At 73.2% G+C, this 13,801-nt stretch carries 12 protein-coding genes; 8 read left to right on the plus strand and 4 right to left on the minus strand.

Features of this window, described 5'->3' with window-relative positions; all coding sequences use genetic code 11:
• Positions 1–657 precede the first annotated feature (657 nt).
• Positions 658–1,302 carry a hypothetical protein gene (locus VF746_22890; protein ID HEX8695276.1) on the plus strand — a complete coding sequence of 215 codons (645 nt, stop codon included), beginning with the start codon at positions 658–660 and terminating at the stop codon, positions 1,300–1,302.
• Between the two features lie 51 nt (positions 1,303–1,353).
• Positions 1,354–2,298, plus strand: a complete 945-nt coding sequence (locus VF746_22895) for a histone deacetylase (GenBank protein ID HEX8695277.1) — start codon at positions 1,354–1,356, stop codon at positions 2,296–2,298.
• A 640-nt stretch (positions 2,299–2,938) separates the two neighbouring features.
• Here VF746_22895 and VF746_22900 read toward each other — a convergent pair.
• The 3 genes from VF746_22900 to VF746_22910 form a co-directional block, all read right to left on the minus strand.
• Positions 2,939–3,961 carry a PDZ domain-containing protein gene (locus VF746_22900; protein HEX8695278.1) on the minus strand — a complete coding sequence of 341 codons (1,023 nt, stop codon included), beginning with the start codon at positions 3,959–3,961 and terminating at the stop codon, positions 2,939–2,941.
• Positions 3,962–4,100: 139 nt separating this feature from the next.
• A complete protein-coding gene (locus VF746_22905; protein HEX8695279.1) occupies positions 4,101–5,009 on the minus strand; it encodes a hypothetical protein in 909 nt (302 codons plus the stop codon).
• Complete coding sequence (locus tag VF746_22910) at positions 4,997–5,551, minus strand: RNA polymerase sigma factor (protein ID HEX8695280.1); 555 nt, start codon at positions 5,549–5,551, stop codon at positions 4,997–4,999. Before VF746_22910 ends, VF746_22905 begins: the two co-directional genes overlap by 13 nt.
• Before the next feature lie 431 nt (positions 5,552–5,982).
• Here VF746_22910 and VF746_22915 point away from each other — a divergent pair, with 431 nt between their 5' ends.
• The 6 genes from VF746_22915 to VF746_22940 all read left to right on the plus strand — a co-directional run bounded on the left by VF746_22915 (position 5,983) and on the right by VF746_22940 (position 11,505).
• On the plus strand, positions 5,983–6,558 hold the full coding sequence (locus VF746_22915) for a hypothetical protein (GenBank protein HEX8695281.1): 576 nt from the start codon (positions 5,983–5,985) through the stop codon (positions 6,556–6,558).
• Complete coding sequence (locus VF746_22920; protein HEX8695282.1) at positions 6,555–7,148, plus strand: sigma-70 family RNA polymerase sigma factor; 594 nt, start codon at positions 6,555–6,557, stop codon at positions 7,146–7,148. The genes VF746_22915 and VF746_22920 overlap by 4 nt, the downstream gene beginning before the upstream one ends.
• 3 nt (positions 7,149–7,151) lie before the next feature.
• On the plus strand, positions 7,152–7,538 hold the full coding sequence (locus VF746_22925; GenBank protein HEX8695283.1) for a hypothetical protein: 387 nt from the start codon (positions 7,152–7,154) through the stop codon (positions 7,536–7,538).
• Positions 7,539–7,719: 181 nt separating this feature from the next.
• The gene (locus tag VF746_22930; GenBank protein HEX8695284.1) at positions 7,720–8,283 is read left to right on the plus strand and encodes an outer membrane beta-barrel protein; all 564 of its coding nucleotides are present in this window, start codon (positions 7,720–7,722) and stop codon (positions 8,281–8,283) included.
• Between the two features lie 554 nt (positions 8,284–8,837).
• Positions 8,838–9,656, plus strand: a complete 819-nt coding sequence (locus VF746_22935; GenBank protein HEX8695285.1) for a transporter — start codon at positions 8,838–8,840, stop codon at positions 9,654–9,656.
• 262 nt (positions 9,657–9,918) lie between these two features.
• Positions 9,919–11,505 (plus strand): hypothetical protein, encoded by a 1,587-nt coding sequence (locus tag VF746_22940; protein ID HEX8695286.1) that lies wholly within the window; start codon positions 9,919–9,921, stop codon positions 11,503–11,505.
• 240 nt (positions 11,506–11,745) lie between these two features.
• Here the strand turns inward: VF746_22940 and VF746_22945 are convergent, their stop codons facing one another.
• A complete protein-coding gene (locus VF746_22945; GenBank protein ID HEX8695287.1) occupies positions 11,746–13,521 on the minus strand; it encodes an amidohydrolase family protein in 1,776 nt (591 codons plus the stop codon).
• Positions 13,522–13,801: the final 280 nt, after the last annotated feature.

Raw genomic sequence — 13,801 nt, forward strand, 5'->3', positions numbered from 1 at the left:
GGATGCGCGCCCGGAGGGCCGGGACGCCGCCGCGACACGGGGTATCGTCGCGGCGGTGGCCCGGCGCGGTTGGGCACGGTCGTATCGTGCCCTACCGCGCGCGCAGCCCGGCCCGGAGCGCAGCGGAGGGACACGCCCAAACCCGGGGTGCAGTCGCCGTTACGCACTAACGCACTAACGAACTAACGCACTAACGCACTAACGCACTGAAAAGACAGGGCCCGGAGCCGGGGTTACCGGCTCCGGGCCTGCGAGGGGGTCGGGCAGCGCCGAGGGCGTCGGGGGCGGGAGGGTGCTGCGGTAAGGGGGCGGGTATGATGCTGCGGATTCAGGTGGTCACTGCCAGGTTCCTGCGGTCGCTGTCCCCCCGTGGGATCGCGTTCGTGCCAGTGCCAACGCGGGATTTGGGCCAGCGGCATACGTACGTTTATCTCGTTGCCAGAAGTTAACTTAGCTTAAAAGTGGGTTTTAGCCCGTGCCCGTTTTCTGGGGAGCGGGATGGACAGAGTGGGACACCTGTGTCCCATGGTACAAGCACCGTGCCCGGCATTGGCGCCCGGTGGGCGTTCCTTCCGCTGCGGTGTACTGGAGGCCGGCGGGAGCGGCTGGTATCTTCACGCGCTTGCCGGAGCGGATCTGCGTCCCTGGGACACGGTGATGGCGAAGAAGTACGGGATCCGAGAGGTGTTCGCGACACTGCAGGGCGAGGGGGCGCAGGCCGGCTCCCCCGCCGTGTTCCTGCGCTTCGCCGGGTGCAACCTGGGCTACGACGTCTGCCCCTGGTGCGACACCGACTGGGTGAAGGCGGTCTACACCGAAAACCTGGACGGCACGCTGGAACTGGTGCGGCGCGCGGCGGAGGAGGGCTTCGGCGGCGAGCGCCCGGGGCTGCTGCTGGTGGCCACCGGCGGCGAGCCCAGCCTGCAGCTCGACCGCCCGCTCTCCGACGCCCTGCGCGCGCGCGGCTACCGCATCTCGATGGAGTCCAACGGCGCGCGCCCCGTCGACCGCTCGCTGGTGGACTGGCTCACCGTCTCGCCCAAGCAGGAGACGTTCGCGCAGAAGGAGGGCGACGAGCTCAAGCTGCTCTTCACCGGCGCCTCCGCCCCGGGCGCCACCCCCGACGTCGACGCCGTGCGCCGCATCGCCGCGGGAACGAGCTTCCGGCACTACTTCCTGCAGCCGGTGGACGTCCCCGCCCTGGGCGGCCCCAACTACGACGAGACGATCCGCGCCGTGATGGAGCTGGGCCCGCCCTGGCGCCTCTCCGTGCAGACGCACAAGGTGGTCGGCATCCAGTAGCCCGGGACCGCACTCACGCACTCACGCACTTTCGCACTTTCGCACTCGCAGTTGCGCGCCTTCTACACCGACCGCTTCGTCCTCCCGCTCCCAGAGGGGCACCGCTTCCCGATGCGGAAGTACAGCCGCGTCCGCGAGCGCTGCCTGGCCGAGGGCGTGCTGGCCCCCGGCGACCTGGCCGAGCCCCCCGCGGCCGGCTGGGACGAGCTGGCGCTGGTCCACCACCCCGGCTACCTGGCCGCCGTGCGCGAAGGCGCGCTGCCGCCGCTCGCCCAGCGCCGCATCGGCTTCCCCTGGAGCCCCGAGATGGTGGAGCGCTCGCGCCGCTCCACCGGGGCCACGACCGCCGCCGCGCGCGTGGCGCTGGACGAGGCGGCCGAGCGCGGCTGGGGCGTCGCCGCCAACCTGGCCGGGGGCACGCACCACGCGTATCCCGATCACGGCGAGGGCTTCTGCGTCTTCAACGACGCCGCCGTGGCCGTGCGCGTCCTCCAGCGCGAAGGGCGGATCGCGCGCGCGGCGGTCGTCGACTGCGACGTGCACCAGGGCAACGGCACGGCGGCCGTCTTCGCGGCCGACCCCGACGTCTTCACCTTCTCCGTGCACGGCGCCCGCAACTTCCCCTTCCGCAAGGAGCGCGGCAGCCTGGACGTGGAGCTCCCCGACGGCGCGGGCGACGACGCCTTCCTGGCCGCGCTGGAGCTGCACCTCCCCGACGTGCTGGGCGGCTTCCGCCCCGACTTGGCCGTCTACCTGGCCGGCGCCGACCCCTGGCGCGAGGACCGCTTCGGGCGCCTGGCGCTCAGCAAGGAGGGCCTGGCCGAGCGCGACCGCTACGTGCTGTCCCTCTGCCGCGACGCTGGCGTCCCCGTGGCCGTCGCCATGACCGGCGGCTACGCGCGCGACACCGAGGACACCGTCGACATCCACGTCCGCACCCTGCGCATCGCCGCCGAGCTGCGCGCCGGGTTCCGCGCCCTCGCGCCGGCTGGTTGAGGGAACCGCGAACTTCAACTGCTGGTTTGGGCGTGTCCCTCCGCTGCGCTCCGGGCCGGGCTGCGCGCGCGGTAGGGCACGATACGACTGTGCCCAACCGCGCCGGGCCACGGTCGCGCCAAACCCCACGGCGCGCCCGCGTCCCGGCCCTGTCGGGCGCGCATCCCTCACGCGACGCCAGTGGCAGATCATATCGCATTCGGTTGACCGGTGGATGATGAGGCGAGCGGGCATCCGTGTCGCTGCCGCGCCCAGCCCACGTGGCGAGGCGAGTAGATCCTTCGGCCCTGCGATCATCCAGGCGTATGCTGGTTTCGCGTGATCGGGCCTCAGGATGACGAGCACACACCAGCCGATCTTACAGATTCGGAAGTACAGGGACCGTCCGCGCCAATCCCACCCCAGGCGCCGATCCCACCTCCACGCGTTACGAGCGCAGCGAGGAGGTCCCTCTCCCGCGCAGCGGGGGAGGGACAGGCGCCTCAGGCGCCAGGGAGGGGGCACCCCACCGCCGCGCCGATCTCCCATCTCCCGAACGCGAACCGCCCCTCCCACGCTCGGTGGAAGGGGCGGTTCTACGTTCTCGCGGATCGGCCGGGATTCTACGGGGGTCGACCTCGCCCGGCCGTTCGCCCGGCGCTCAGCCCCGCGTCCTCGGCCGCTCCCGCTCCGGCCGCCGCCGGTCGGGGAGGAGCTCGCGGAACGGGCGCCGCTCCGGGCGCTCCCAGCGGATCTCCAGGGTGCGGCGGGCGCCCTGGCGCACCACCTCCACCCGCACGGTGCGCTCGTCCGCGCCGGTGAACGCCTCGCGCAGGTCGCCGATGTCCTCCACCGCCCGGCCGTTGGCGCGCACCACCACGTCGCCCGCCTCCAGCCCCGCGCGCGCCGCCGGGCTCTCGGGCGCCACCTTCAGCACCAGCAGCCCCTCGCTGGTGCGGAAGTAGCGCCCCAGCCCCTCGTTCATCTCCGCGAACTCGGCCCCCGCCAGCGAGCGCGGCCCGAACTCGTAGAAGAAGGGCAGCACCCCCTCGCGCATCCGGAACTGGAACTCCGGCATCTCGCGCATCACCCGCGGCCACGCCCGCACCAGGCTGTCTCGCATCATCCCCATCACCGAGTCGATGCGGATCACCACGCTGTCACCGTGGCGCCGGTAGATGCCCACCCGCAGGCTGTCCAGGTGCTGCCGCAGGCTGTCGACGTACACCCGCAGCGAATCCCCCTCGATGATGATGGTGCGGTCGCCGTCGGGCCTGCGCGGGAAGCCGCGCGCAATACGCGGGGAAGGCCGCGCCGCCACCACCTCCTGGTCCCACTCGCGCCCGTCGCGGCGCAGGCGCAGGCGCACCCGGTCGCCCTCGTCCAGGCCCTCGCGCAGGTCGTCGACCGCCTCCTCCGTGGCCGGACGGCCGTCGATGCTCAGCACCACGTCGCCCGCGCGGACCCCCGCGCGCTCCGCGGGCGAGCCCTCCATCACCTCCGCCACCCGCGCCTGGCGGTCGCCCTCCTCCTCCCACGAGAAGCGGATCCCCAGCCAGGCCCGCTGCACGTACACGAAAGTCTCGGCGCCGGCACGCGTCCGGCCCTCCACCTGGGCGGCCGCCGCCGCGGGGAGCACCCCCGCCGCCAGCGCGGCCGCTACCAGAAACGCACGCAGCCTCATGCGAAGCCTCTCTCTTGGATGGGACAAAGTGCTAAGTGCTAAGTCCTGAGTGCTTAGTCCTTAGTCCTTAGTGTGTTAGTGCTCGGACCGCTTCGACTCGGCACTCAGCACTCAGGACTAAGCACTAAGGACTAACACACTAAAACCACGTCTTCTGCGCCTGGGCGAGCTGCCGGCGCACCTCGTCGCGCTCGCGCAGGGCCGCCATGTGGTACCCGTTGACCACCGGGTCGTCGGGGGTGCGCTCCAGCGCCGCCCCCGTGGCCGCCAGCAGGCGCTCCAGCGCGTCCAGCCGCGCCTGCGGGTCCGAGGCCGGCGCCTGGTCCACCGCCGCCGCGTAGCGCTGCAGCGCCGCCAGGTACGCGGCTTCCGCCTCCATCAGCTCCCACTCCGCCCGCGAGAGCGTCACCGCCCCGCGCGGGGCCGCCGCCTGCCCCTGCCGCGAGCGCGGCGCCGGGGCGCGCCCCGCGACCGGGACGCGGGGCCGCGGGTACGTCATCGTCTGCGTGGGCCGGCCGCCGCCCTCCGACGCCAGCCGCGCCCCCTCCATGGCCGGCGCAGGCATGTCGTAGATCACCACCGGGTCCTCGCCCGGCAGCGGCAGGCTCGCCGCGGTCTGGATCGACGGGTCGCGCTCCGGCGCCAGGAGCCGCGGCCGGGTGACCGTCACCGGCTCGCCCCGGGTCGGGTCGCCGGACGCGACCCGCTCCCGGTCGCCGCCGCGGCCCAGGAGCGCCACGCCCACCCCCGCGCCCAGCAGGAAGATCACCGCCGCCGCGGCGATCCGGAGCGCCGGGTGGCCGGCGAGCCGGCGCGGCGCGGGGACGATGTCCTTCACCAGCCCTTCGCCGCGCAGTTGGGCCTCCAGCGCCGCCCACGCGCCCGCCGGGGGCTCGGGGTCGGGCAGGGCGGCCAGCGCGTGCGTCTGGGCCCGCATCTCCTCCAGCTCGCGCCGGCACGGCAGGCAGTCGCGCACGTGCGCGGCCTCGGCCGGGTCGGGCGGCTCGTCCACCAGGCGGGCCAGGGCCTCGAGCGTCAGGTGTTGCATGTCTGGGCCTCCTCCGCTTCCTCGGGCGCGGGCGAGAGCATCCTGCGCATCTTCGCCCGCGCCTTGAAGAGCTGGCTCTTGCACGTGCCGGGGTTCACCCCCAGCATCTCCCCGATCTCCTCGTGCGTGTAGCCCTCCACGTCGTGGAGCACCAGCACGCGCCGCATCCCCTCGGGGAGCCGTTCCAGGGCCTGCTCCAGCTTCATCTTCAGCAGGGTGTTCTCCCCCGCCGGGCGCACCGCGAACGAGTCGTCCATCACCGTCTCGCGCCCCGCCTTGCGCTCGCGCGAGCGGCGCCCGTGCAGCGCGCTGTTCACCGCGATGCGGTGCAGCCAGGTGGAGAACTGCGAGTCGCCGCGGAAGGTGGGCAGCGCGCGGATCGCCCGCACCCACGCCTCCTGGGCCCAGTCCTCGGCCAGCGCGTCCTCGCCCGCCAGGCGGCGGACGACCGCGAACACGCGCCGCGAGTGGCGCTCGTACAGCCGCCTCACGGCACTCCCGTCGCCCTGTCTGGCCAGCCGGACTAACTCGTTGTCCTCCATGGGCTCCGTTCGCGGTCCGGAACGTCAGATGCCGTCCCGCGGTAGAGGGTTGCCTGTGTTTTTGGTGCGAGAGTGCGAGAGTGCGAAAGTGCGAGAGTGATCGTGTCGCAGTTACAGGGAACACGCTCCAGGGCCACCGGCCCCCGTCCCTGCGCGGTCTCGTAAAGCCCACCCTCTCCCGAAGTTGGGAGAGGGTTGCCGCTCTGAGGCGGCGGGTGAGGGCCCCCCGCCGCCGCGCCGATGTCGGCCGTCGACGAGCCGCACAATATAATACGGTGCACCCGGCCGACGTCCCGATCGCCGAACCCGTTCTCTTCTGCACAGATCACCCAACGTTTCGGCGGGGGCGGCGGTAGAAGGGCGTTGCGGCCGCGCCGGGGGCCTCTTCCGCCCGGCCGCGCGAACCCGACCCGTCCAGAGGCAGGACCTCGATGAAGCATATTCGTCCGTACGTGCTGGCGCTCGCCCTGCTGCTGGCCGCCCTGCCGGCCGGCGCGCAGGGCGGCCCTCCCGAGGGGCCGGAGCAGCCCGGGGCCGGGATGCTGGACGAGGAGCGGCGCCCCTTCGAGCTGCTCTTCCGCGCCCGGCGCGAGCTGGAGCTCTCCGACGCCCAGGTGGCGCGGCTGCGGGGGATCGCCGAGCAGCTGGAGGAGCGCAACCGGCCGCTGCGCGAGCGGCTGGCGCCCGAGCTGGCGCGCTACCGCCAGCAGCAGATCGCCGAGATCGAGCGCGAGCTGCTGCGCACCGCGCCCGAAGAGCGGCCGCGGCGCCTGCGCGAGCTGCGCGAGGAAGCCATCCGCCGCGGGCTGCCGCCCCACATGCGCCCGCTGGCCGCCGAGATGCGGCGCAACCTGCTCCAGGCCCAACGCGAGGCGCAGCGGGTGCTCACTCCCCGGCAGAAGGCGCGGGCGCGGCAGCTGGTGGAGGCGCACCGCGGCCGCCTGCGCGACCGGCGCCCGGGCATGGGCGGCCGCCGCCAGGGGCTCCCGCGCCGCGGCCGCCCGTGAGCGCGGCCGGCGCCGTGAGCCTGCCGCTCCGGGCGGTCCCGCCCGCCCCGCCCGACGACGAGCCGGGGCTGGTGGAGCGCGTCCGCCGCGGCGACACGGCGGCGTTCGACACCCTGGTCACCCGGTACATGCGGCGCGCCTTCGCCGTGGCGTACCGGCTGATGGGGCAGAAGGAAGACGCGGAAGACCTGGTGCAGGACGCTTTCCTGGCCGCCCTGCAGCGGATCGACACCTTCGAGGCCGGGCGCCCGTTCTCGCCCTGGTTCTTCCGCATCCTGGTGAACCGGGGGCTGAACTCCCGCAAGGCGCGCTCGCTGCGCCGGGTGGACCAGGTCCCCGAGAGCGCCGCCTCGGCCACCCCCTCGCCCGAGCGCGAGGCCGAGCGCACCGAGCTGCGCGACCGGCTGGCCCGGGCGATGGAGACGCTTCCCGAGCGCCAGCGCGTGATCGTACAATTGTTCGAGCTGGAAGGCTTCGGCGGGCCCGAGATCGCGGAGATCCTGGAGATCTCCGACGGGACCGTCCGCTGGCACCTGCACGAGGCCCGCAAGACGCTGCGGCGGGCGCTCGCGCCGTACGAAAGGAGTTGACCGATGAGCACCGACGGCTTCACCCGCGACCCCGAGCTCGCCGCCGCGCTGCGCGGCGCGCTGGGCGACGTCCCCGAGCCCGACTGGGAGCGGCTCCAGGCGTCGGTCTCCGCGCGGGCCGAGCTCCCGCTGGCGCGCCTGCGCCGGGGCCGCCGCGTCTCCGGGCTCTCGGGCCGGGTGCGCACGCTCGTCCCCCTGGCGGCCGCCGCGGGGATCGCGGGCGCCGCGCTGGCGGTCACCCTGGGCCCCTCGCGGCAGACGGCTCCCCTGAGCCCCGGCGAGGTGCAGGCGATGGAGGCCATCGTCGACCAGTCGCTCCAGGACGTGAACGCCCTGGTCACCGGCGAGGTCGCGCGCGAGCAGCTGCTGGACGCCGCCGTCGGGTCCTGAGTCATCCCCGTCCGTCCCGGCGGAAAGCCCCCGCGAGCCACCGGCCCGCGGGGGCTTCGTCTCCCCTCCGGCGGATCTTCCCCGGCCGCCGCAGGGTAGACCCGCCCCGCGCCGTCCGGCGACGGACGGCGGCGGTCCCGCCCGCGGTGGGCGGGAGGTCCATCCACAAGGAAGGGGAGTGATGAAGAAGGCAGTGACGCTGCTCGCGGCCGCGGCCCTGGCCTGCGGCGCGGCGGACGGGCTCCGGGCGCAGTCGGGCTTCGCGCTCAAGGGGCACTACGTGTTCAACCAGTCGAAGGTCGACGACGCGCGCGACAGCGGCTTCGAAGACATCCCCTCGTCCGACGGGTTCAGCCTGGGCGCCGAGTTCGTGCTGCCGCTGGGGATCGGGGTGGGGATCGCGGGCTACACCGAGGGCAAGGCCACCGAGTTCAACACCGAGACGTCCAGCTTCGGCGTGATCGGCGAGGCCAACTACTTCTACAAGATCCCGATCCTCCCGGTGAGCGCCTACGCCGGGCTGCACGCCGGGCTCGGGCGCTACACCATCGACGAGGTCGGCGACACGAGCCCGAAGATCGAGGACAGCCGCACGCAGCTGGGCTTCCAGCTGGGCGTCCGCGTGCAGGCGACCAGGAACTTCGCGATCGACGGCCAGTTCCGGCACATGAGCGACTCGGCCAGCGAGAGCCAGAGCCCCGACCTGGAGCGCAACCAGTTCTGGATCGGCGTCGCGATCTTCTGATCCGCCTCCGGCTGGCGACACCCGAGGAGCCCGGCCCCGCGCCGGGCTCTTCGTCTTTTCCGCGAGGCGTCGTCGGTTCGCGATGGGCCTCCAGGCTGTCATTCTGATACCAAATCTGTCGATTCAGTGTGCATTTACTTGAAACGTGGAATGTCATCCTGAGGGGAGCCTAAAGCGACCCGAAGGATCTGCGGGCTGAATGCGAGCGTGAGTCGGGCTGACGCTCACGACCCAACCGCAGATCCTTCAGTCGCTGGGGCTCCTTCAGGATGACATTCTTGGTTGGGTGCGAATGCACAATCAGTCTCAGAATCTGGTATGAGGCCCGATCACACCGGACCGGCACCCGCGCGAGTGACCGCAGGGCCGAAGAATCTTCTCACCTCGCCAGGTGGGTGGGGCGCGGCAGCGACACGGATCCCTGCTCGCTTCGTCACCGCTGTTCGTCCGATCTTCGATGCTCTCTGTCGCAAGGTGTTGACGGCGCACAGAGACGCACCTACGTTGATCCCTGTTTTAGAGTCGTTTAAATCTCCACCCCTGCTCCCGTCCCGATGAAAATCCGCCGACTGCTGTTCGCCGCGTCCGTCTTCGCGGCCGCGCCCGCGCTCGCCCAGGAGGAGGAGGCGCCGATCCAGGACAACAGCTTCCTGATCGAGGAGGCGTACAACCAGGAGCCCGGCGTCGTGCAGCACATCAACACCTTCTCCCGCGCGCGCGGCGGGGCGTGGGCGTACTCGTTCACGCAGGAGTGGCCGTTCTTCAGCCAGCGCCACCAGGTGAGCTTCACCCTGCCGGTGGAGCGCGTGGGCGGCGGGACCACGTTCGAGACGGGGATCGGCGACCTGCTGCTGAACTACCGCTACCAGCTGGTCGGCAGCGGCGACACGCGCCTGGCGGTGGCGCCGCGGCTGTCGCTGGTCGTGCCCACGGGCGACGAGGAGCGCGGGCTGGGCGGCGGCGGCGCGGGCGTGCAGGCGAACCTGCCGGTGAGCTACGTGCTCTCCGGCCGGCTGGTGGCGCACTCCAACGCGGGGCTCACCTGGATTCCCGGCGCGAAGGACGCGGCCGGCGCGGAGGCCGCCACCACCTCGTTCAACCTGGGGCAGAGCGTGGTCTGGCTGGCCCACCCGCTGGTGAACCTGCTGGTGGAGGCCGCCTGGAGCCAGGACGAGGAGGTGGCGGGCGACGACGCCACGGCGACCAGCCGCAGCTTCTTCGTCTCCCCCGGCGTGCGCGGGGCCATCAACGTGCGCGGCGGGCTGCAGATCGTCCCCGGCATCGCCGTGCCGATCGGCGTCGGGCCCAGCGACGGGGAGCGCGCGGTGTTCCTCTACTTCAGCCTCGAGCATCCCTTCCGGAAGCAGCGGTAGGCGGAGCGCCGGGCGACTGAAGTCGCGGCAACAACCGCAGGAAGCCTCGCAAACCACGCAAGGCTGCGGGGCGAGGTTCCGCTCGTCGGCGGCGAGGATCGGCGAGGGGCGAGCGGGTGCCCGGGCGACGGGGGGAAGGGTCTCCCGGACCGGTGTTCAGGACCGGGAAACAGGTGTCAGAATCGCGGCGGGGCGCGCATTCTCCGGAAACGGGGATCGCGCCCCGCCGTCCTGCCACCGCCCCTCTGCCCCGCCGCGACCCATGAGCCGACCCGGAATCCTCCCCCTCCTCGCCGTGCTGGCCCTGCCGCTGGCTGGCTGCGACAACCCCGGCAGCCCGGAGATCGACCGCGACGCCTGCGCGCGCGCCGGGCTGCAGCAGGCCGCCTACGCCGGCGACGTGCAGCTCGGCGTGGGGCAGGCGGCCGAGCTGGCCCCGGGCGCCTCGCTCTGCCTGGTGCTGCCCGACGCGAGCCGCGAGTACGCGCTGGCCTACCTCGACACGCGCGCCATCGAGGCCTCGCGGACGGCGCGCGAGCCGTTCCGGTCGGACAGCTTCACCGTGGGCGTGCGCGACTTCCAGGGAGGCGGGCCGCAGCCCCTGCGGCGGCTGCGGGCTCCTGCCGGGGGCGCGCCGGCGTTCACGGGACTGCCGGACGGGACGGACTTCCTCCCCGTGGCGAACGTCTCCGCGGCCGCCTCGTTCCACCCGGCGCTCCGGGAGGCGCCGTGGACCCAGGGCGAGGCGTTCACGCTGTTCGACAACCTCCGGCAGGTGGACCGACCGGCGCGCGTGCACCGGGTCTACGGCGGCTGGCTGGTGGCGGTGGCGTTCGAGGACGAGCCGCAGCCCACGCTGCCACAGACGCTGGCGCACCTGGACGCGCAGTGGCCGCTGCTGAGCAGCACGGGGCTGCCGCTGCTGCGCGGCATCTTCGGCGACCTGCGGCCGGTCACCAGCGGCGGCTCCAACCAGCTGCTGATGGTGATCCGCGCCGACCTGATCGACTTCGGCGCCGCGGGGGTGGCGTTCGGGGCCGTGGTGGACGACCAGGTCTACAGCTACATCGCCGTCCTCCCCAACGACGCGCACGGCGTGCGCAACGCGACCGGCACCGGCAGCCTGGTGTTCCACGAGGTCACCCACACCTTCCAGCGCTCGTACCTGGCCGCGCACGCGCAGAACACGCCTCCCAGCACCTCGGCGGGCGCGGCGCGGTGGGGGGTGGAGGGCGGCGCCACCCTCATGCAGCGCGAGCTGGCGCGGCGGCAGGCGGGGATCGGCGCCACGGCCAACTACGACTGGGTGAGCCCGGGCGGCACGGAGGTGGAGGAGTGGTACAAGCGCTTCGCCCAGCCCGGGCGCGGCGAGCTGACCGCCGGCTACTCGGCGGCGGCCGGGTTCATGATGGACCTGGCGCAGCGGCGCACGGCTGCGGGCGAGGGGCTGGACGCGGCGCTGGAGGAGGTGATGCGCGGCTCCATCGAGGGGTGGTTCGGCCACGCCGTGCAGGGAGACTTCACCGGGCTGGCGGCGCGGATGCGCTCGCGGCTGGGGAGCGGCTGGGAGCCCGCGGAGGCGGTGCTGCAGTGGACGCTGAGCCACGCGGCCGACGACCGCACCCCGAGCGCGACCTTCCAGAACCGCGCCTTCCGCGACGCGTGGAACGTGCAGGGCGGACTCGGGTGGGAGCCGCACGGGACGCTCGCGGCGGGGAGCGGGGCGTGGTTCGAGGAGAAGCGCCTGTACGGCAGCTCGGGCTTCGCGTACCTGGCGGGCCGCGGCGGCGTCTACCACCTCACCGCCGGCGTCGACGGCGTGCGCTGGATGATCGTGCGGATCAGGTAGACGGCGTGCCGGGCGTCTGAAGCCGCGGCAACAACCGCAGGAAGCCTCGCAAACTACGCGAGGCTGTGGGGGCGAGGGTCCGCTCGTTCCAGCGGGGATCGGCGCGAGATCAGGAAGGTCGAAGCAGGCCTGACCTCAGTACGAAGTGCGTCGGGTGAACACGACCCCGACGCACTTTCGCACTCACGCACTCACGCACTCACGCACTCACGCACTCACGCACTCACGCACTCACGCACTTCACCGATACTCCAGCTCCTCCCGCGTCCAGATCTCCCCGCCGCGGGCCACCAGGCGGACGCGGCGCAGGTTGGAGACGGCGGCGAGCGGGTCGGCGTCGAGCACCACCAGGTCGGCCAGCTTCCCGGGCTCCAGCGTGCCGATGTCCTGGCGCCCCATCACCCGCGCGGCGGTGCGGGTGGAGGCCACCAGCACCTGCATCGGGGTGAGCCCCGCCTCGGCCATCGCCTCCATCTCGCGGAAGACGGAGGCGCCGTGCAGCGTGAGCGGGTTGCCGGCGTCGGTGCCCATCGCCACGGGGATGCCGGCCTCCTGCACGCGCTTGAGGTTGGCGTACATCACCCGGCGCTGCGCGGCGATGCGGCTCCGCATCCCCTCCAGGTTGAGGCCCGGGCGCCGGGGGAGCGAGTCGGTGAGCGCGGCCTTGCGCCGGGTGTCGGGATCCACGCACTCCATGGGGATCCCCGTGGGGTCGAAGCGGCCCGCGTACAGCATCACGTAGCCGTCGGTGACGGTGAGCGTGGGCGTGTAGCTGGCGCCCGCCTCCTTCGCCAGGGCGATGAACTCGTCGTCCACCGGCGCGTCTCCCACCGAGTGCACCAGCAGCCTGGCCCCGGCGCGCAGCGCGTCCTTGGCCGTCCACAGCTCGGTGGCGTGCACGATCAGCGGCACGCCGGCCCGGCGCGCCTCCTCGGCGGCGGCGCGGATCTGCACCTTGATGTGGGTGGTGTCGGCCGCGTCGCGCGGCTCCAGATACCACACCTTCACGGCGTCGCTCTCGTGGCGCACGATCATCCGCGCGCCGGCCCGCGTGGCGCTGTCGCTGGCGGTGAAGACGAACTGGCGCGCGGCGGGGAGGTTCACCCAGTGGTCGATGGTGGAGAGGAGCGGCCCCGCGGCGGCCACGTGCGGCGCGGCGTTCGAGGCCTCGGCGCGGCCGCGCAGCCCCCACGTCCAGGGGTAGCCGCCCACGTCGAAGGTGGCGGTCACGCCGGAGCACAGGTAGCTCCTGAAGAAGCGCTCGGGGTGCTCCTCCAGCACCGCCGCGATCGAGTCGTACGGGAAGCGCTGGCGCACGTCCATCGCGTCGGGGCGGCCGTCGGCCCAGCCGGTCTGCGAGTAGTGCACGTGCGCGTCCACCAGCCCGGGGACGATCCACTTCCCCCGCGCGTCGATCCGCTCCACGTCCGCGGAGAGCGGGCAGTCGCCCACGCACTCGATCTTCCCGGCGCGCATCACCACCGTGGCGTTCGGGCGCGGCGGGGCGCCGGTGCCGTCGACCACGGTGGCGCCGGTCAGCGCGAAGGCGGGCACCGGCACGTCGCCCGGCGAGCCGAAGGCGGTGGAGACGGCCACCTTCCAGCTCCCGTCGGCCTGCTTCACCAGCACGCGCTCCGAGACGCCGCGCTGGCTGCCGCCCTGCACCACGCGGTAGCGGTAGGCGCCGTAGACCACCCCCGGCGCCAGCGGCACCACCTCGAAGTGCGTGGCCACCAGCGTGTCGGGCCAGGTGGTGTCCCGCGAGTCGGCCAGCGGCTGGTAGCCGTACTGCACGCCGCCGGGGCCGGTGCGCGCCAGCCGCGGGCTCTGCAGGTAGTGGCGCAGGTAGGCGGCCCGGTCGCGCCGGTGGATCGAGGCGATGTTGCTCCGGAACGCGGCCAGCGCGGCGGCCGAGTCGGCGGCGCGCTCGGCGGCCGGGTAGGGGCGCGCCTGCGCCGCGAGCGGGGCGGACGGCAGCAGGACGGCGAGGGCCGCGAGGACGAGCGGTCGCTGCATGGGAGGATGGGGTGCCGGGGTGCGAAGGGACCGGGCGGACGGGGACAGACTAGCGCTCGCGCGGCGGGCGGGTCAAATCGGCGGACCGGGACGGGCGGGAGGACGGACGTGCGCCCTCCCGCCCGCCGCGTGGAGAGGCGGGGTCAGCGGTCGAAGTAGCAGAAGCACGAGCCGTCGCTCATGCAGACGCCGCCCGAGTAGCCCAGGGCGATGCAGTTGTTCTGGCACTGGCCCGGCTTGCAGTTGGGCGGGGCCTTCGCCTCGGCGGGCGCGGCCAGCG

This window comes from Longimicrobium sp., from assembly GCA_036389795.1.
Taxonomy (GTDB): domain Bacteria; phylum Gemmatimonadota; class Gemmatimonadetes; order Longimicrobiales; family Longimicrobiaceae; genus Longimicrobium.